This window comes from Streptomyces toxytricini (assembly GCF_014649915.1).
Classification (GTDB): domain Bacteria; phylum Actinomycetota; class Actinomycetes; order Streptomycetales; family Streptomycetaceae; genus Streptomyces; species Streptomyces toxytricini.
In genome coordinates this window covers 98461-117188 of sequence record NZ_BMTY01000011.1, presented here as the reverse complement: position 1 = coordinate 117188, position 18728 = coordinate 98461, and the positions used below count along the sequence as shown (strand labels likewise).

The 18728-nt window shown below is 76.0% G+C and carries 16 protein-coding genes; 11 read left to right on the top strand and 5 right to left on the bottom strand.

All coding sequences use genetic code 11. The features are described from left to right. Positions 1-138: 138 nt before the first annotated feature. Entirely contained in the window at positions 139-723 is a 585-nt protein-coding gene (locus tag IE170_RS15915; protein WP_189810036.1) for a hypothetical protein, read from the bottom strand. A gap of 127 nt (positions 724-850) precedes the next feature. On the opposite strand from IE170_RS15915, the gene IE170_RS15910 reads away from it, so the two are divergent. From IE170_RS15910 to IE170_RS15870, 9 genes are all read left to right on the top strand, one after another. After that, a complete protein-coding gene (locus IE170_RS15910; protein WP_189810035.1) occupies positions 851-1528 on the top strand; it encodes a response regulator transcription factor in 678 nt (225 codons plus the stop codon). A gap of 58 nt (positions 1529-1586) precedes the next feature. After that, positions 1587-2936 (top strand): sensor histidine kinase, encoded by a 1350-nt coding sequence (locus IE170_RS15905; protein WP_373299000.1) that lies wholly within the window; start codon positions 1587-1589, stop codon positions 2934-2936. A 182-nt stretch (positions 2937-3118) separates the two neighbouring features. Beyond that, positions 3119-3442, top strand: coding sequence for a hypothetical protein (locus IE170_RS15900; protein WP_189810034.1), 324 nt, complete (start codon positions 3119-3121; stop codon positions 3440-3442). Then, complete coding sequence (locus IE170_RS15895) at positions 3439-4362, top strand: sigma-70 family RNA polymerase sigma factor (protein ID WP_189810033.1); 924 nt, start codon at positions 3439-3441, stop codon at positions 4360-4362. The genes IE170_RS15900 and IE170_RS15895 overlap by 4 nt, the downstream gene beginning before the upstream one ends. After that, positions 4346-5041, top strand: a complete 696-nt coding sequence (locus tag IE170_RS15890) for a hypothetical protein (protein ID WP_189810032.1) — start codon at positions 4346-4348, stop codon at positions 5039-5041. Before IE170_RS15895 ends, IE170_RS15890 begins: the two co-directional genes overlap by 17 nt. A 109-nt stretch (positions 5042-5150) precedes the next feature. Next, positions 5151-5615, top strand: a complete 465-nt coding sequence (locus IE170_RS15885) for a GntR family transcriptional regulator (protein ID WP_189810031.1) — start codon at positions 5151-5153, stop codon at positions 5613-5615. Positions 5616-5649: 34 nt separating this feature from the next. Beyond that, positions 5650-6588, top strand: a complete 939-nt coding sequence (locus tag IE170_RS15880) for an ABC transporter ATP-binding protein (RefSeq protein WP_189810030.1) — start codon at positions 5650-5652, stop codon at positions 6586-6588. After that, positions 6585-7535: an ABC-2 membrane transporter-related protein gene (locus tag IE170_RS15875; protein WP_189810029.1), complete on the top strand. Its 951-nt coding sequence runs from the start codon at positions 6585-6587 to the stop codon at positions 7533-7535. Before IE170_RS15880 ends, IE170_RS15875 begins: the two co-directional genes overlap by 4 nt. 64 nt (positions 7536-7599) lie before the next feature. Further along, positions 7600-8373, top strand: a complete 774-nt coding sequence (locus tag IE170_RS15870; protein ID WP_189810028.1) for a class I SAM-dependent methyltransferase — start codon at positions 7600-7602, stop codon at positions 8371-8373. A 54-nt stretch (positions 8374-8427) separates the two neighbouring features. On the opposite strand, the gene IE170_RS15865 is transcribed toward IE170_RS15870, so the two are convergent. From IE170_RS15865 to IE170_RS15850, 4 genes are all read right to left on the bottom strand, one after another. Beyond that, complete coding sequence (locus IE170_RS15865; RefSeq protein WP_229884831.1) at positions 8428-9675, bottom strand: serine hydrolase domain-containing protein; 1248 nt, start codon at positions 9673-9675, stop codon at positions 8428-8430. A gap of 125 nt (positions 9676-9800) precedes the next feature. Then, entirely contained in the window at positions 9801-10646 is an 846-nt protein-coding gene (locus tag IE170_RS15860) for an NlpC/P60 family protein (RefSeq protein WP_189810026.1), read from the bottom strand. Positions 10647-10829: 183 nt separating this feature from the next. After that, positions 10830-14735, bottom strand: coding sequence for an nSTAND1 domain-containing NTPase (locus IE170_RS15855; protein WP_189810025.1), 3906 nt, complete (start codon positions 14733-14735; stop codon positions 10830-10832). A gap of 164 nt (positions 14736-14899) precedes the next feature. Continuing rightward, positions 14900-15265: a hypothetical protein gene (locus IE170_RS15850; RefSeq protein ID WP_189810024.1), complete on the bottom strand. Its 366-nt coding sequence runs from the start codon at positions 15263-15265 to the stop codon at positions 14900-14902. Positions 15266-15551: 286 nt separating this feature from the next. Between IE170_RS15850 and IE170_RS15845 the strand changes: the two genes are divergently transcribed. Continuing rightward, a complete protein-coding gene (locus IE170_RS15845) occupies positions 15552-17642 on the top strand; it encodes a SpoIIE family protein phosphatase (protein WP_189810023.1) in 2091 nt (696 codons plus the stop codon). Between the two features lie 94 nt (positions 17643-17736). Then, a complete protein-coding gene (locus tag IE170_RS15840; RefSeq protein WP_189810022.1) occupies positions 17737-18699 on the top strand; it encodes an endonuclease/exonuclease/phosphatase family protein in 963 nt (320 codons plus the stop codon). The last annotated feature ends 29 nt before the right edge of the window (positions 18700-18728 follow it).

Here is an 18728-nt window from a genome sequence, read left to right as displayed (position 1 = left end):
CGCAGGGAGCGCCCTTGACCGGCCGGCCCGCGCCGGAAGGACGATGGGCTGCCGGGAAGCCCCCAGCACGCCTCCGAGCGTCGGCTCCCGTCTTTCCCCGCCGGCCCGCCGTCGCCCTTCGACAGCGGGTCCAGTCCCTCACCCCCGCGTCTCGTTGCCCGTTATCGTGCCGTCCCCCGCCACCGTCACGGCGTGCCGGATGCCGGCCGTGTCCCGTAGGACGACGAGCCAGGCGCTGCCGCCGCCTTTCTGGGGTACGACCCTCACTGCCTCCGCCTTCGCGTCCTTGACCGCGGCCGTGGCCTTGTCCAAGGCCTCCGCCGCCGGCAGCGCCGGCAGCGGAAGGGGCGCCTTCGCCGCGGGTCCGGTCCTGTGGCCCGGACCGGCCGCGCGGCCGCGGCCCGGGTCGCCGAACGGCGAGGCCTCGCCCGCGCGGTGGCGCTTGGGTTCCGCGTGCGGCGCGCCCTTCGGCTGCCAGTCGCCGAAGCGGTGGTGTTCGCGGACCATCGCGCTGAAGCCGGCCCGCGCGTGCTCCCTGTGGTCGTGCACGGTTGCGGCGAGTGCCACCGCGCCGCCTGTGCCGGCCGCGGCGACCAGCCCGAGCGCGATCCACCGCGTCCGCCCCTCGCGCACCAGCCGGGCCACGCGCCCGCGGCCGGCCGCCTTCGGCGGTTCGGGCTGCTCGGGCTGCTCGGCGGGCTGGGGGCCGGTGGTCTGGCTCATGGGGCTGCTCCTCGTGTCGTACGCGTCCGGCTTCGGGGGAATACTGCACCGCGGATCCTGAAGCCCCGCTGAAGAAGTCTGAAGACCCCTTCAGCCTTCCGGCCGGCGGACCTGAGAACCTGTCCCCATGCGCGTACTGGTGGTCGAGGACGAGCGGCGGCTGGCCGCGGCCCTGCAGCGGGGCCTGCAGGCGGAGGGGTTCTCGGTGGACGTGGCCCACGACGGGTCGGAAGGCCTGTGGCTGGCCTCCGAGCGCGACTACGACGCCATCGTGCTCGACATCATGCTGCCCGGCCTCAACGGCTACCGGGTCTGCGCCCGGCTGCGCGCCGGCGGCTGCGAGTCCGGCATCCTCATGCTGACCGCGAAGGACGGCGAGTACGACGAAGCGGAAGCGCTCGACACCGGCGCCGACGACTTCCTCTCCAAGCCGTTCTCGTACGTGGTCCTCGTCGCCCGGCTGCGCGCCCTGGTGCGGCGGACCGGACGCCGGAGCCCGCAGGTGATGGAGTTCGGCGACCTGGTGATAGACCCGGCCGGGCAGCGGTGCACGCGTGGCGGGACGGAGGCGCGGCTGACGTCCCGCGAGTTCGCGGTGCTGGAGTACCTGGCCCGGCGGGCCGGCGAGGTCGTCGCCAAGCGGGACATCCTGGAGAACGTCTGGGACGCCGCCTACGACGGCGACCTGAACGTCGTCGAGGTGCACGTCAGCGCGCTGCGCCGGAAGATCGACGCCCCCTTCGGCCGGGCCGCGGTCGAGACCGTGCGCGGTGCCGGCTACCGCCTGGCGGCCGACGGTGGGTGACCCGGAGACGGCCGCCGCCGAGCCCGCGCCCGCCCGCCTGCGCGCCCTCCTGCGGCGGCTGCGGCCGCGTTCCGTGCGGGCCCGGGCCACGCTCGGGGCGACCGTCGTGGTGGCGGCGGCCCTCGGTGCGGCCTCGTTCGCCCTGCTCGGCATCCTCGACGGCAACCTGGTCCGCGGCGCGCAGGCCGATGCCGAGCGGCAGGCCCTCGCCACCGCCGCCACCGCGGCCGGCGGCGGGCTGGAGCCCGTGCTCGCACCGGGCCGGGGGATCGACTTCCTCCAGGTCGTCGACGCCCGCGGCCGTGTCCTGGCGGCGACGCCCAACCTGTCCGGCAGCCCGGCCCTCACCCCGACCCGCCCCGGCAAGCCCGGAACCGTACGCGACACGTGGAAGCGAGGCCCGGTGCGCGGCGGACAGCGCCACCGCGTCGTCCAGGTCACGACGGTCACCGGCGGCGGCCTCGTCACCGTGTACGCGGGCACCTCGCTGCGTCAGGCCGACACGGCCGACGAGACGCTCAAAGCCGTCCTGGCCGTGGTCGTCCCGCTCCTCGTCCTCACCGTCGCCCTGGTCACCTGGCGGGTCACCGGATGGGCGCTGCGCCCCGTCGAGGCGATCCGCGCCGAGGTCGCCGAGATCAGCGAGCGCGACCTGCACCGCCGCGTGCCCGTGCCGCGCAGCCAGGACGAGGTCGCCCGCCTCGCCGTCACGGTGAACGCCACCCTGGACCGGTTGGAGGCCGCGGGGACACGGCAGCGCCGCTTCATCGCCGACGCCTCGCACGAACTGCGCAGCCCCATCACGGTGCTGCGCACCCAGCTGGAGGTGGCCCGCGCCCACCCCGACCCGGCGCTGTGGGGCGAACTCGTCAGCGGCGCGCTGGAGGACACCGTCCGGCTCCAGGACCTGGCGTCCGACCTGCTGCTGCTGGCCCGCCTCGACACCTCGGAGCCGCCGCCGGACACACCGGTGGACCTGGCCGGGCTGCTCCGGGAGGAGGTCCGGGCGCGCCGCGGCGGTCCGGTCCCCGTCGAGCCGGACCTGGCGGGGGAGGCCACCGTCCGCGGGAGCACGCTGTGGCTGTCGCGGCTCGTCGCCAACCTGCTGGACAACGCGCAGCGGCACGCCGAGCAGCAGGTGGTGCTGTCCCTGCGCGTCGACCGGGACCGCGGGACGGCCGTCGTGGAGGTGCGCGACGACGGTCCGGGCATCCCCGACGCCGACCGGGAGCGCGTCTTCGAGCGGTTCACCCGCCTCGACGACGCCCGCAGCCGAGACGAGGGCGGGACCGGCCTGGGCCTGGCCATAGCGCGGGACATCGCCACCCGGCTGGGCGGCACCCTCGACGCGCTCGACGCGCCGCGGGGGGCCCGGCTGCGGGCGACCCTGCCGCTCGCCGCCGACTGACTGTTGACCAACTGCCGACCGGCTTCTGATTGTTCCCCGTTCCGACCCGTTCTGCTTTTTTCCGCCCCTGTCCGTCCGTGTTCACTCCATGCTTGCTTCCGGCTCTTGGAGGGGGCGCCGCCGGTGCCGGGAGCCGGATCCCGAACGGACATCGACAAGACGTGGCAGCCGGAGGACGGCGCATGAAGAACAACCGGATGATCGTCACGGTGGTGGCCCTGTTAGCCATCTCCGCCTTCTGCGCGGTGATGGTCGCGGCCGGGCAGCCCGTGGCGGCCGTCGCCGCCCTGATCCCCTCGATCGCCCTGGGCGTGCAGCAGATCGTGCAGGCGGGCAGCGGACCCGTCGACCGCGGACCCGTCGACCGCGGACCCGCCGACCGGCGGTTCGCCGACCGCCGGGGCCCCGACCCCGACGGCCCCGACCCCGACGGCCCCGACCGTGGTGCCGAGCCGCCCGCCGACCGGCCCGCAGACCGGGGTCCGCAGGGGGAGGTGCGGGCATGACGATCCCCTCGGCGTCCGAGGACGTCCCCCAGGACCGCCGCGGCAAGCCGGGCAGGCCCCTCGGCCCCATAGCGGACGGCGCCGGCGCGGCGCACCGCGCCTGGCTGGAGCCGTTGCGCGACGCCTTCCACGACAGCGGCCTCACCCTGGACGAGCTCCGGCTCCGCACCGGCCGGCCCAAGGGCCACATCTCCGAACTCCTGCGGGCCGTCGGCCGCTACCCGCGCTGGACGTTCGCCCGGGCCGTGCTGATGGCCCTGCGGCCCCGCGTCCCGTACGAGACGATGCGGCTGCGCTGGGTCATGGCCGCGCGGCACGCCGGCAAGAAGACGTCCTGGATCAAGGACTGCCTGAACGAGGACCGCGGCGGCCAGCCCGCACCGGCCCGCCAGGTCCCGCTGGACTACCTGGCGTTCCAGGAGATGCACCGGCCGCGCTACCGCCGGTACGCGGCCGTGTTCCTGCGGCGGCCGGCCCTCGTCGACCGGGCCGTCGGCGACGTGTTCACGCTCCTGCTGCTGCTCTGGCACGACGCGCTCGCCAGCGAGAACCCCGAGCGGTTCGCCTGGCCGATCCTGCGCCAGACCGTCCTGGAGCGCGCCCCCAAGGAGTACGGCCGCCCCTCGCTCGCCCACGCCGCGTTCGACACGGTCGCCCTCGCGACCGCCCCGGACCCGGTCGGCCAGATCGGCGAGAGCATGGCCCTCTTCCGGGCCGTCGCCGAACTCGCCCCGATGCAGCGGGACGTCGTCGTCCTGCGCCACCTGTGCGGCATGGAGGACGGCGAGGCCGCCGCCGAACTGGGCGTCTCCCTCGCCTCGGTCCGCTCCACCGAGCGGCACGCCAAGCGCAACCTGCACACCATCCTGCACCCCGCGAGCACCGCCGAGGAGGGACACCCCCGTGGCCTCGACCGTTGACGAACTGCTCTCCCGCGCCCTCCTCCGCGACGCCCCGCCCCCGCCCGCCGACATCGCGGACACCGCCCCGGCCCCCCGCACCGCCTCCGCGGACGACTCCGGGGGCGGCGCGCACCGGCCCGCCGGAAGCCCGCCCGCTCCCGCCGGGGCCGCCGAGCGGCAGGCGGCGATGCGGGCGGCCGCGCACGACCTGCGGGCGCTGTGCGAGGCGGCCGTGAGCGGGGCCGCCGTCACCGCCCTCGGCGGCGACTTCCTCACCCAGTCCCTTCCGCAGCCCGGCGGCGCCCGCGTCCTCGGCTGCATCCTGCTGCTCGCCGACACCGAGGACTCGGCGCGCTTCTGGTGGCAGTACGCCGCAGGAGCCGGCGACGCGATCGCCTCCTACTGCCTCTACCTCCACCACCTCGCCCTGGGCGAGAACCGGCAGGCGTCCTGGTGGCACGGCCAGACCGCCCCCGCGGCCGAGGCCGCCGCACTGCCGACCGCGCTGCGCGTGCTGCGGGCGCTGCGGCCGGGCGGCCCCGGCCCCGGTCCCGGCCGGGCCGCGGTGGACGCCGTCCTCGAATACGTCCCCGCCGCGGTGAACTACGTCGACGACGACCTCGAACTCCCGCTGCCCGACCCGGACTTCAGTGAACGCATCCGGGCCCTCACGGCCGCCCCCCGCCGCCGGCCCTGACGCCGCGGCCGACCGCCGCCCCGGGGCTCCTCCCCGCGCGATTTGACGAAAGTCGATCAACCACTGCACCATTCCACTAACACATTAGTGGAATGGTGCAGGAGCGGGAATGATCGAGTTTCAGGTGGACCGGCACAGCGGTGTGGCCACGTATCTGCAGCTCGTCAACCAGGTCAAGCAGGCGCTCCGGCTCGGCGTGCTGGAGCCCGGCGACCGGCTGCCCACCGCGAGGGCCGTCGTCGAGGCGACCGCCATCAACCCGAACACCGTGCTGAAGGCCTACCGCGAACTGGAACGCGAGGGACTCGTCGAACCGCGCCCCGGACGGGGCACGTTCGTCACCCGCTCGCTCTCCCGCCCCGAGGCCGCCGCCGACTCGCCGCTGCGCGCCGACCTCATCGCCTGGACGGCCCGCGCCCAGGCGGCGGGGCTCGGGCGCGCCGACATCCTGGCGCTCGTCGAGGCGGCACTCGCCGACACGGCCCCGCCCGGCGCGGCGGCGGACGGCGGCAAGGCCCCGGCTCCCGCCCACCCGGCACCGACCGACCCGGCGGACCCCGCGCCCGAGCCCTGACCAGGCACGGACGCACCGCCACGAGAGGAAACACGTGAACGACCCGACCGCCCCGCCGGCGATACGGGCCCAGGGGATCCACCACTCCTTCCGGGGGAAGGAAGCCCTCGCCGACTGCGGGTTCGAACTCCCAACCGGCCGCATCGCCGCCCTGGTCGGCCCCAACGGCGCCGGCAAGAGCACCCTGTTCCACCTGATGACAGGCCTGCTGCGGCCCACCCGCGGGGAGATGCGCGTCTTCGGCGCCGCCCCCGGCACCCGCACGGCACGCGAACGCACGGCTTTCGTGAGCCAGGACAAGCCCCTCCACCAGGACTTCACCGTCGCCGAGACCCTCGACCTGTTCCGCAGGCTCAACCGCCACTGGGACGCCGCAAAGGCCGAGCGCATCGTCCGCGACGGCGACATCCCGCCGAAGGCGCGCATCGGCAGCCTCTCCGGCGGCAAGCGCACCCGCGTCGCCCTCGCCCTCGCCTTCGGCAAGCAGGCCGACCTCCTCCTGCTCGACGAACCGCTCGCCGACCTCGACCCGCTGGTGCGGCACGAGATGACCGGCCTGCTCATGGCCGAGGCCGCGGACCGCGGCATCACCGTCGTGATCTCCTCGCACGTGCTGCCCGAGCTGGAGAACGTCTGCGACCACGTCCTGCTCCTCCAGAGCGGCCGCATACGGCTCGCCGGCGACACCCAGGACCTGCGCGAGGCCTACACCCGTGTCACCGGCCGGGCCGACCCGGACACCCCCGACGGGCTGCCCGCGGCAGCCGACCGCTCCGCCGTCGTGCACGCCGCGACCACGGGCCGGCAGCTGACCGCCGTCATCCGCAACGCCCCCGGCTCCGCCCTCCCGGCCGGCGCCGACGCACGCTGGATCACCGCGAAGCCCTCGCTGGAGGAACTCCTCCTCGCCCACCTGCGCTCCACACCCGGCGCACCCGCCCCGCACACCGTGCAGACGGGAGCCGCCGCATGAACGGCACCCTCCGGCTCGCCTGGCGCCAGCAGCGCCTGCCCGCCCTCGCCGGCCTCCTCCTCGTCACCGCCTGCGCCGTCTGGGTGGCCGTCCGGCACGCCGAGCTCGCCGACATCGTCGGCGGACACGACCTGACCGCCTGCAAGGGCTGGAACGGCGCCTGCCCCGTCGACGTCGAGGTCGCCGTCTTCGACCACACGCCCGGCATCCGGGCCCTCGGCACCCTCGCCGTCCTGCTGCCCGCCGCCATCGGCATGTTCTGGGGCGCCCCCCTCATCGGCCGGGAGGTCGAACGCGGCACCGTCAAACTCGCCCTCACCCAGGGCGCCGGCGCCCGCAGCTGGTTCGCGGCCCGCTTCGGCCTCGCCGCGCTCTGCGCCACCGTCCTGTCCGCCGCCGTCGCCGCCCTCCTCGCCTGGTGGTGGGAGCCGGTCGCCAACATGAAAGACGGCGTCTACTGGTTCGACCCGTACATCCTCAGCGGAACCGGGCCGGCAGCCGTCGCCGGCGCCCTGTTCGCCCTCGCCGCGGGCACCGCGATCGGCCTCCTCGTACGCCGCACCCTGCCCGCGATGGGCCTGTCCGCCGTCGCGGTCCTGGCCACCACCGCCTTCCTGACCCTCTTCCGCCGCGACTGGGTCACCCCCGTCGACCGCATCACGCCCGGCATGACACCCAAGCGGCTCATCGGCAGCGGCTGGTCGGCCGGCTACCGCTACCTCACCCCAGACGGCGTACAGCACCCCCTGGAGAACTGCACGTTCTCCGGCGAGGAACTGCGCGCCTGCATGGCCGAGCACGGCTACACCGGCCGCGTCCACAAGGTGTACCCCAGCTCCGACTTCTGGACCTTCCAGGCCATCGACACGGCCGTCTACCTCGGACTCGCCGCGGCCCTCGTCGCCCTGACGGCGGTCCTGCTGCACCGCCGCCGCGGCCTAGTCTGAAACCCGCGGGGGAGGCCCCGTACGCCGGGGTCCTCCACCCATCCCCCACCTGGAGGAACACCTCGTGGCCACCAAGAAGAACCTCACCGCCGACCGCTCCAGCGTCGTCCACAAGGTCCGCTACGCCCTGCGCCACCCGGAGCGCATCGGCGGCTACGTCCGCCGGGCCGCCCGCGACGGCTGGCTGCGCACCAAGCACCGCGACCACGTCTCCTACTACCGGGCCGTCATGGCCTCCGACACCGCCCGCAACCCCGAGGCCGCCGTCGGCAGCCAGACCCACGACCGCTGGCTCGCCCTCGGCAAGATGCAGTTCGACTACCTTCTCGGACACGGCCTGGCCCCGCACCACCGCATGCTCGACATCGGCTGCGGCAACCTCCGCGCCGGCTGGCGCTTCATCGAGCACCTCCACCCCGGGCACTACTACGGCATCGACATCTCGCCCGACATCCTCATCTCCGCCAAGCAGACCCTCACCCGGCAGAGACTCCAGGAGAAGCTGCCGCACCTGACCATCACCCAGGACCTCAAGCTGGAGTTCCTGCCGACCGCGCACTTCGACGTCGTGCACGCCCACAGCGTCTTCTCCCACTCGCCCATCGAGGTCATCGACGAGTGCCTCGCCCACGTCGGCCGCGTCCTGGCCCCCGGCGGCTTCTTCGACTTCACCTTCGACCGCACCGAGGGCGAGGAGCACCAGGTCCTGCGGGAGGACTTCTACTACCGCACCCAGACCCTCGTCGACCTCGCCGCCCGGCACGGCCTGACCGCCAGGTTCATGGACGACTGGGAGCGGCTCGGCCACGGCCAGTCCAAGATCCGCGTCACCGCCTGACCGGCGCCCCACCCCCGTGGGAGCGCCGGCCGTACGGGAGCACGGATCCCGGCGTCAGCCGTGCTCGGGCAGGTCGGCCTCCACCACCGCGGAGGAGCCGCGCCCCGACCGCGGGGAGGCGGCCTTCGCCCCGCAGAAGGCCGCCTCCAGCGTGCCGCCCAGGGCCGTGTTCGCCTGGCCCCGGTTCGAGGTGTTCGCCATGGCCGCCAGCGACCGCCGCCCATCCCGCGTGGCGAAGGCGTACGTGTAGTAGCCCTGCACGGTGCCGGTGTGCCCGTACACCGGGACCCCGCACGACAGGTCGTAGCGGCGCAGCCCCAGCCCGTACGAGCGGGTGCCGGTCGCGTCCGTCGGCGTCGCGGCGAGCATCGCGTCCAGCAGCGGCGCGGGCAGCAGCCGGCCGCCGAGCAGCGCGGAGACGAAGGTGTTCAGGTCGGCCGGAGCGGAGATCATCGCCCCGGCCGCCTGCGCCCAGGACGCCGTCTGCTCGGTGGAGTCCACCGGGGTGCCCGGCTCGTCGGGGTGCAGGTAGCCGCGCACGTGCCGGCCGCGGATCGCCGTGGCCGGGTGCACGTACGCGGTGTCGCGCAGCCGCAGCGGCCCGATGATGCGGCGCCGGTACTCCTCGCCCACGCTGCGGCCGGAGGCCTTCTCGATGAGCATGCCGACGATCACGAAATTGGTGTTCGAGTACGCGTACGCCGCGCCCGGCTCGTTCGTCCGCGGCTCGCGCAGGGACAGGCGGACCAGCTCCCGCGGGTCGAACACCTTGTTCCGCACGGCTTCGAAGCCGGGCACGGTCCGCGCGAACATGGCCTCCGTGTAGTCGGCGAGGCCGCTGCGGTGGGCCAGCAGGTGGCGGACGGTGATCCGGTCGTCGGGCAGCAGCCCGGGCAGGTGGCGGCCCACCGGGTCGTCCAGGCGGAGGCGCCCCTCGTCGACCAGTTGGAGCAGGACGACGCTGGAGAACGTCTTCGTGACGCTGCCGATCCGGAACCGCGCCCCGAGGTCCATCGCCGCACCGCTGTCCCGGTCCCGCACCCCGGTCGTCCGGGCCAGGACCCGGCCCCCGGGGCCGGTGAACCGGGCCATCGCGCCGGGCGCCCCGGCCGCGGTGGCCGCGCGCAGCGCCCGTTCCAGGGCTGCGGCGTCGGGGGCGTGCGCCGGCGCATGCTGCGGCGGTGCGGCGGCGGTAGGGGAGTGCGGGGCGGCGTGGGCGGCCGCGGCGGGGGCAAGGCCGGCGGCGACGGCCAGCAGGGCGGCGCCGGCGGTCAGGCGGCGGGCGTGGGAGGACAGGTGCACGGGGCTCCTCGACGCTTCGGTGCGGAGTAGGGGGTACGGCACGGCGCGGCCCGGGCGGCCGCACGGTGCCGGGGAGAGGGGGATCGTACGGGCCGCCCGGCGGCCGGCCCGTACGGCACGGCCGGTCAGGTCCCGCAGGCGGGGACGCCGTCCAGCCATGCGGGCCCCTGGATGTAGATGTTCGTCATCCAGGCGTCGTAGTCCGGCAGGTAGGACCAGACGTCGTTGGTGTAGCCGTCCGAGGTGACCTCCTCGGCGTGCTTCTGGCAGCCGACGCGGATCGTCGTCGGGCCGGGGAAGGCGTACACGCGGGCGGCGGACAGCTTCGGCTCCGCCTTCGTCCACACGCCCGTGCCCCACGTCCGGAAGAGGGGCCCTTCGACGGGACCGGGGTTGACGCGGACGGCGCCGTAGTAGCCGGAGTTCAACCGGACGTCACTGACCATCAGCTTCGTCCCGGACTGCCGGGCCTCCGCCATCTTGCCCGCGCCCAGGTAGATCGCGATGTGGTGCAGGTCCCGGGAGGTCCCCCAGACCAGCAGGTCTCCGGGCACCAGCGGGGCGAGTCCCTGCGCCGCGGTGAAGCGCCCGGCCGCGCGGTGCGTGTAGTACTGGGCGGACGCCACCCCGTTCAGGACGTCCGAGCCGGTGGCCCGCGCGTACGCGTGGCGGACGAGGCCGGAGCAGTCGAAGCCGAGCCGTTCGGGATCGTGCTCGCTCGCCGGGTCGCTCGGGTCCACCTGGCCGTACGTGGCCCCGGGCTCCGGGCCGTGGCCCCCGCCCCACGTGTACCAGACGCCGGCGGCGACCTGTTCGCAGGCGGCGGCGACGGCCCGCTCCGCCGCGGCGGAGGCGCCCGGCGCGAGGACGCGGCAGGAGTCGTCGGCGGCCGCCGCCGCGGGCGCGGGCGCCCACAGCAGGACGGCCAGGAGTGCGATGAGCGTGCCGATGGGGCCGGACCGGCGAAGCATGCGGATCCCTCGATTTCTGTCGGGCGCGGGGCGTGGTGAGTCCGTGTCAGAGGCGGGCGGGTCGCTCTCGGGGTGTGACGCCGCCCGCACCCCGAGACTGGCCGAGCGCGGCCCGCCGCGTCGACCCCGCCGCGCCGCCCCACCCGGACGGGCAACGGGAAACCCCCGGGAAACCCCCTCCCGTCAGGGGAGTTCGGGCGGCTCCGCGCGCCGGGCGGCCGGTTCGGGGTCCCACAGCCGGACCGTGCCGTCGTTGCCGCTGCTCGCGACCGTGCGCCCGTCGGGGCTGAACGCCACGCCCCACACCGCGTTCGTGTGGCCCGACAGCGCCGCGCGCAGCCGCCGGCCGGCCACGTCCCACAGCCGGACCGTGCGGTCGTTGCCGCTGCTGGCCAGGGTGCGGCCGTCGGGGGAGAAGGCGATGCCGCGGGCGGAACCGGTGTGTCCGGCCAGGACGGCCGCGACCGCGTGCCGCCGCGGGTCCCACAGCCGGACCGTGCCGTCGTTGCCGCTGCTCGCGAGCGACCGCCCGTCGGGGCTGAACGCGACCGCCCGCACCGCGCCCGTGTGGCCGGTGAGCGTGGCCAGCGGCCGGCGGCCCGGGACGTCCCACAGGCGGACCGTCAGGTCGTCGCCCCCGCTGGCGAGGGTGCGGCCGTCGGGGCCGAACGCGACGTCGTTCGCGAAGTCCGTGTGGCCCGTCAGCGTGGCCAGCGGCGCCCGCCCCGGCACGTCCCACAGCCGGACCGTGCGGTCCGACCCCGCCGACGCGAGGGTCCGCCCGTCCGGGGAGAACACCACCGAGAACACGGCGCCCGCGTGCCCCCGCAGCACCACCGGATCGGTCCGGCCGGCGGTGTCCCACAGCCGGACGGTCCCGTCGGAGGCCGCCGACGCCAGCGTCCGCCCGTCGGGGGAGAACGCCACCGCGTACACGGCCTCCGCATGCCCCTCCAGCCGCCGGAGCAGCCGCCGGCCCCGTACGTCCCACAGCTGCACCGAGTGGTCGCCGCACGCCGTGGCCAGCAGGGCGCCGTCCGGACTGAACGCCACCCGCCAGAACTCGGTGAACGGACGGGCCGTCAGGGTCCGCCCGCGCAGGTCCCACAGCACCACCGACTGGTCGAAGGAGGCGGTCGCCAGAACCGCGCCCTGCGCGTCGACGGCCGCCGCGAGGACGTAGTCGGTGTGCCCGGACAGCGCCGCGGTCTGCCGGCCGCTGCGGACGTCCCACAGCCGGGTCGTCCCGTCGCCGCCCGCGCTGACCACCGCCCCGCCGTCCGGCGTGTACGCGACGCCGTTGACGTCGTCGTTGTGGCCGGTCAGCGTCGCCGTAGCCGGGCGCTGCGCCGCCTCCCACAGCCGGACGGTGCGGTCGGCACCGCCGCTGGCCAGGCTCCGCCCGTCCGGCGCGAACGCCACCCCGAGCACCTCCGCGGTGTGCCCCTGCAGCACGGCGAGGGTCCGTGCGCCGGCCGCGTCCCACAGGCGGACCGTCCGGTCCGAGCCGGCCGAGGCGAGGGTCCGCCCGTCCGGCGCGTACGCCAGGGCGTTCACCTTCCCGGTGTGCCCGGCCAGGACGGTCGGGGGGCCGGTCCCGCCGGCCGGGTCCCGCAGCAGCACCCGGCCGTCCGGCAGGGCGACGGCGAGCGTGCGCCCGTCGGGGGAGAACGCCAGGGCGCGCGCGTCCGCGGTGTCCGCCGGGAGCGCGGCCGCCCCGCCGCCGCCCGAGACGTCCCACAGGCGTACGGGGCCGTCGGTGGACGTCGCGGCGAGCCGGCTCCCGTCGGGGCTGAAGGCGAGGTGCCGGACCCGGCCCGGCATGGTCAGCGCGGCCGTCGTCTTCCGGTCGGACACCCGGCGCAGCAGCACCCGCCCGTCGGACCCGGCGCTCGCCAGCAGCCCGCTGCCCGGCGCGAAGGCCACCGCGTTCACGGGCCCGCTGTGGCCGCCGAGCCGGGCGAGGAACGGCTGGGACTGCGTGCTCAGCAGCGCACCCCGCGCCTCCGCGGTGGCGGCCGTCCGGTACGCCTCCCGCGCGAGCCGCAGCGACTCCTCGGGCCGCCCGGCCGCCAGCGCGGCGGACTGTGCGGCGAGCGCCTGCGACCGCGCCTGCCGCTCCTGGCCGAGCGCGGCCTCCCGCTGCCGGTACGCCAGCCCGCCCGCGGTCAGCGCCAGCACCAGCAGGACGACGAGCAGGGCGAGCATCCGCTGCCGGAGCCTGACCTGGCGCCGGTCGTGCTCCCGCCGGGCCTCCTCTGCGACCGCGCCCGCCCGCAGGAACTCCGCTTCCAGCGGGGTGAGCCGGGCCCGGCCGCCCAGTTCGTCGGCCCAGGTCAGGGCGGTGTCCAGACGGGTGCCGTGGTAGAGGACGGACGGGTCGCGGCCTTCGCGCTCCCACTCCTCGGCGGCGCGGGCGAGCCGCCGGTGCACCAGCAGCCCGTCGCGGTCGGCATGGATCCAGCCTCGCAGCCGCGGCCAGGCGTGCAGCAGCGCCTCGTGCGCGATCTCGACGGTCTCGCTGTCCGCGGTGACCAGCCGCGCCCGGACGAACGCGTCGAGGGCCCGCCCGGCGGCGCCCGGGTCGGCGGACTGCTCCATCAGCACGGCCCGCCGCATCCGGCGGCGGGTCGCCGCGGCCCCGTCGCCGACGTGGACCAGGCCGAGCAGCATCCGGCGCAGCACCCGCTGCTCGGCCGGGTACAGCCGGGCGAAGACGCTCTCGGCACTCTGCGCGACCGCCCCCTGGATGCCGCCGCTGTGCTCGTACCCGGCGACGGTCAGGGTGGCGCCCTCGCGCCGCTGCCAGGTCGCCATCAGCGCGTGCGAGACGAGCGGCAGCGCACCGGCCGGAGCCGCGAGGCCCGAGGCGGCCGCCGGCCCGGCCGCAGCCCCCCGCACCCCGGCGTCGCGCAGCAGCAGCGGCACCAGGCCCGGTTCGAGGGTGAGGCCGGCCCGCCCGGCCGGCCGCGTGACGGACTCCCGCAGCTCGGCCACGGTCATCGCCGGCAGGACGAACAGCCCGTCCGCCAGCGCCCCCGCCAGCTCCGGCAGGTCCAGGCAGGCGGCGGTGAAGTCGGCGCGGATGCCGAGGACCACGACGGCCGGGTCCAGGCCGGCCCGGTCGGCGCCGCGCGATGCGGACACGGCGCACAGGACCCGGACGAATGCCCGCCGCTCCTCCTCGTCGGAGCACAGGGTGAAAAGTTCCTCGAACTGGTCGACGAGCAGAACCGGCCGCAGCCCGGGCCGCCGGTGCGGGGCCGCGCCCTCCGCCGGGCCGGTTCCGGGACCGCCGGCCGCGCCGGAGAGCCGGTGCACCGCCTCCAGGAGCCGCTCGGGCCGCTGCCGCAATTCCCGTACGCCCACGCCCGGATCGCCGTCGAGGGCCTTCGCGGTGCAGTCCAGCAGCTCCTGCAGCGGATGCGCCGTCGGGGTCAGCCTGATCACGGGCCAGGAGTCGGCTCCCGCCATCGGAAAACCGCCCCCGCGCCGCAGCGCCGGCACCAGACCGGCGTTCAGCAGGGAGGACTTCCCCGCCCCGGACCGGCCCACCAGCAGCAGCGGGCCGCTCCCGATGCGCTCGAAGACCCGCTCCACCAGCGCCGCCGTGGCCCGCTCCCGGCCGAAGAACCAGTCGGCGTCATGCGGGGTGAAGGCCGCCAGGCCCCGGTAGGGGCACTCCCCCTCCGCCTGCCAGGACGCCACCGGCGCTTCCTGCGCGGCGGCCGCCCGGGCGTCCGCCGCGTCCGCCTCGCGGGCCAGCCGCACCAGCGCCCCGCCGGCCTCCAGCACCCGGTCGCAGCGCAGCGCCACGTCGGGGGTGACGCGCTTCGCCCCGGTCTCGATCTTGCTCAGGTAGCCCTTGCTGTAATGGGTCTGGCGGGCGAGCCCCGCCAGGGACAGGCCGCGCTCCACGCGCAGCCGGCGCAACTGGGCGGGGAAGGAGCGCACCGCGGCCCCTGCTCCGTCCGCGGCCGGTCCCGCCTCGGCGGCCGGCGCGCCCTGCGCGGTGTCGGCGGCTTCGGAAGGACCGTACCGGTGTGTCGTGTTCCGCCCGCTCTCCGGGTCGCCCACGGCATCCCCCATGGCAGTGTGCGCCGAGGTCGTGAGATGGCAGCCCAAGGCTACAGCGGGGTCCGCACGGCCGTGTACGCGCTGTGACGGGCGTGGCGGAAAAACGCGCATGCGGAAGGCCTCCCGGGCCCGCCGCAGGGCGGCTCCGGGAGGCCTTCCGAACAACCGGCCCAGAGTTACGGCCGGTACAGGGCGACGGAGTTGATGGGCGTGAGGTTGGCGTAGACGCCGGTCTGCGCGGCGATGCGGCCGCCGCAGCCCGTGCCGCTGCTGCCGGTGCACAGCGCGGCGGTGGCGCCGCCGGTCTGGTTGTTCAGCACCCAGTGGTTCCCGTACTGGTTGTAGATCTTGTGTGCCCCGTAGCTGTAGAAGACGTGGGTCGGCTTGACCGCCGGGTTCTGGTCCTGCGGGTAGATGCAGACCGCCCCGGACGGGCAGCCCGCCCAGTCGCCGGCGGGCTTGGCCTGGGCCGCCCCGCCGAGTGCGACGACGGCCGCGGCGGCAGTGGCGAGTGCGGCGGCGCCGCGGATCATCTTGCGCATCGGTTCCCCCTGGGGGTTGCGTTCCGTGCTGACGGCTCAAGCCTGTCCGCCCGGCCCGCGGAGGTCGACGCGTTTCCTGTCTCCCGTCCGCCGCCGGCCCGGGAAACCCCTCCCGGCCTGCGGGGACGCCGGCCGGGAGGCAACCTCGGACCACCCGGAAGGCGGCACCCGCCAGGCTTCGGAGCCGACCCGTGATGTCCTCCGGCGCGACCGCGCGCAGAATTGAGGAAGTGGCCCGTGCCGGGCGCGGGCCCCGAAAGCCGCCTGCGTGGAAGGGGGCCGCCCGATGCCACCGGAACGGCCGGGGGGCGACAGCGGCCCCGGCCCGCTCCTGTCCGAGCCGGGGCCCCTGCTGGAGCAGGTCGCCGTGGCCGTCTTCGCCCTCGACGACGCGGCCCGGATCGCCCACTGGGGGCCCGGGGCCCAGCAGCTCTTCGGCCACGCCGCCGCCGACGTCCTCGCCCGGCCCGCCGCCGTCCTCTTCCCCGACCCGCCCGCGGACGCCTCCGACGGCGCCGCCCGGCTCGTGGAGCGCGCCCGCACCCTCGGCTACTGGCGGGTCCGCATGCCCGCCCGGCACCGCGACGGCCGCATCTTCGACTGCGGCTTCCGCGTCTTCCCGATGGCCGGCGCCGACGGCGGCACCGTCGTGCTCGGGCTCGCCGCCCGCGGCGAGGAGCTCGACCGCGTCAAGACGAACCTCCTCTTCCTCGACGCCCTCTTCGAGACCTGCCCGATCGGCCTCGTCATGCTCGACGAGGACCTGCGCTACGTCCACCTGAACCAGGCCCTCGCCGACATGGACGGCATGCCTCTTGCCGACCACCTCGGGCGCCACGCCGCCGACATCATGATCACCTCGGACGGCGGGGAGCTGCAGCGCACCCTGCGCGACGTGGCCCGCGGCCGCCGCTCCGTCGTCGGCGCCCTGCTCGGCCTGCGTACCCCCGGCCGGCCCGACCGCGACCAGGTGCGCTCGGTCAGCTTCTTCCCGCTGAGCGGAGCGGGCGACAGCCGACGCGGCGTCGGCGGGCTCCTCCTCGACGTCACCGACCGCGAGCAGGCCATCCTGGAGGCCACCGCCGCCCGGCAGCGGCTGGCCCTGCTCGACCGGGCCGCCGCCCGCATGGGCACCACCCTCGACCTGGACACCACCGCCCGCGAACTCGTCGAGGCGGCCGTACCCGACTTCTGCGACGGCTGCGTCGTCGAACGCGTCGAATGGATGGACGAAGACGAGGACTTCGACCCCGAGCGGCCGCTGATCACCCGCCGGATCGCCTCCGGGACCGTCCTGCCGGCGCCCGCCGAGGAGCTCGTCAAGGGCACGGACCGCGTGACCTACCCGCCCGGCTCCAGCATCCACCAGATGGTCAGCAGCGGCCGCCCCCTCGTCGTCCCGGTGAACGACGAGTTCGTCACCCGCACCGTCACCCACCCCGGGCGCGCCCGCCTGCTCCTTCACAGCGGCTTCGACTGCATCCTCGTGGCGCCGCTGATCGCCCGCGGCACCGTCCAGGGCATCGCCATGTTCGGCCGGTCCGCGGCCCGGCCCGCGTTCGCCGACGAGGACCTCAGCCTCGCCGCGGAACTCGCCTCGCGGGCCGCCCTCTGCCTGGACAACGCCCGCCTGTACGGCAGGATCCACGACATCGCGCTCACCCTCCAGCACGCCCTGCTGCCCAGCGCTCCGGCCGCCGGGCCGCACGTCGACATCGCCCACCGCTACCTGCCCGGCAGCCGGGTCACCCAGGTCGGCGGCGACTGGTACGACGCGGTGGCCCTTCCCGGCGACCGGGTCGCCCTCGTCGTCGGCGACGTCATGGGCCACGGGGTGCCCGCCGCCGCCAACATGGGCCGGCTGCGGATCACGGCGAAGACACTGGCCCGGCACACCGCCGAGCCCGCCGACCTCCTCGCCGAACTCGACGCCTGCGCCGAGGAGTCCGGCATCGACTGGGCGACCTGCCTCTACCTGGTCTACGACGCCCGGACCGGCGGCGCCCGCATCGCCAACGCCGGACACCCGCCGCCCCTCGTACGCAGCCCCGACGGCACCGTGCGGACCGTCGGCGAAGGGCTCGGCGTGCCCCTCGGGGTGGGCGGGGTCCCGTACCGCTCGACAAGGGCCCACCTGCCCGAGGGTGCCGTCGTCGCCCTGTACACCGACGGCCTCGTCGAGGCGCGCGGCCAGGACATCGACACGGGCATCGACGCCCTGCGCGCGCTGCTCGCCGGCCCGGTCTGCTCCCTGGAGGAGGCGGCCGACCGGATCCTCGACGAGCTGCTGCCCGCGGCGCCGACCGACGACACGGTCCTCGTCCTCGCCCGCGTCCGCCGCGCCCCCGAGGTACCGCAGCCGCCCGCGGCCCGATGACCTGCGGCGGGAACCGCGGGCGCCGCCGTACGCGTCTTGCGGCGCGGCCGGACCGCCCGCCGGGGGCGTCCGCAGTACGAGGGGGAGAGCCGGGGTGGGGCGAGCGGGCCGGTGGCGGGGCGGGGGCGGGCGCTGGTCGTGGCGCCGGGGCCGGGCCGCGGCGCTTGCCGCCGCGGCGGCGGCCGTCCTGTTGGTGCGCCCGGGCCTCCTGCCGGACCTGCCGGGGCGTCCGGGGAGCCTCGTCGAGGCGTTCCTGCCGTGGCTGGGCCTCTCCGTGCCGCTGCTGGCGGGCTGGGCGGTGCTGCGCCGGTCGCGGTCCGCGCTGTGCGCGGCCGCGCTGCCGGCCCTCGCCTGGACGGCCGCATTCGGCGCGTTCCTGCTGCCGCGTGCCGGGCAGCCCGCCGACCTGCGGGCCGTCCAGCACAACGTCGCCGACGACAACACCGACCCGGCGGGCACGGCCCGGGCCCTGGCCCGCACCGGCGCCGACCTGATCGCCGTGGAGGAGCTGACGCCCGAGGCCGCACCGGTGTTCACCACGGCCTTGCGCGCGGACTACCCGCACCACGCGGCCGCCGGCACCGTCGCCCTGTGGTCGCGGTACCCGCTCGCGGACCCGCGGCCCGTGGACATCCGGCCCGCCGGAGCGGGTGAGGGCTGGAACCGCGGCCTGCGGGCGACCGCCCGCACCCCGCACGGCGACGTCGCCGTCCACGTGGCGCACCTGCCGTCGGTGCGGCTCGGCCCGCTCCGCGGGTTCGACGCGGCGCGGCGCGACGAGAGCGCCGTCCTGCTGGGGCGGGCGCTGGCCGCCGAGCCGCTGGACAGGGTGGTGCTGCTCGGCGACCTCAACGCCACCGTCGACGACCGGGGGCTCGCACCGGTCGTGCGGAGGACGGGGCGGCCGGCACGCGACTTCGCGTTCAGCTGGCCGGCGGCGCTGCCGGCGGCCCGTATCGACCACGTCCTGGCGCGCGGGGCCGAGGTCACCCGGATCCGGACACTCGCGCCGACCGGGAGCGACCACCTGCCCGTCGCCGCCGACATCCGCTTCTGACGCCGCCCGGCGGTGCGGGTCCGGTGCTG

Coding starts and splice junctions, on each gene's coding strand:
- IE170_RS15875 (WP_189810029.1), top strand. CDS start 6,585: ATGAACGGCACCCTCCGGCTCGCCTGGCGCCAGCAGCGCCTGCCCGCC.
- IE170_RS15900 (WP_189810034.1), top strand. CDS start 3,119: ATGAAGAACAACCGGATGATCGTCACGGTGGTGGCCCTGTTAGCCATC.
- IE170_RS15855 (WP_189810025.1), bottom strand. CDS start 14,735: ATGGGGGATGCCGTGGGCGACCCGGAGAGCGGGCGGAACACGACACAC.
- IE170_RS15850 (WP_189810024.1), bottom strand. CDS start 15,265: ATGCGCAAGATGATCCGCGGCGCCGCCGCACTCGCCACTGCCGCCGCG.
- IE170_RS15915 (WP_189810036.1), bottom strand. CDS start 723: ATGAGCCAGACCACCGGCCCCCAGCCCGCCGAGCAGCCCGAGCAGCCC.
- IE170_RS15845 (WP_189810023.1), top strand. CDS start 15,552: ATGCCACCGGAACGGCCGGGGGGCGACAGCGGCCCCGGCCCGCTCCTG.
- IE170_RS15885 (WP_189810031.1), top strand. CDS start 5,151: ATGATCGAGTTTCAGGTGGACCGGCACAGCGGTGTGGCCACGTATCTG.
- IE170_RS15910 (WP_189810035.1), top strand. CDS start 851: ATGCGCGTACTGGTGGTCGAGGACGAGCGGCGGCTGGCCGCGGCCCTG.
- IE170_RS15860 (WP_189810026.1), bottom strand. CDS start 10,646: ATGCTTCGCCGGTCCGGCCCCATCGGCACGCTCATCGCACTCCTGGCC.
- IE170_RS15895 (WP_189810033.1), top strand. CDS start 3,439: ATGACGATCCCCTCGGCGTCCGAGGACGTCCCCCAGGACCGCCGCGGC.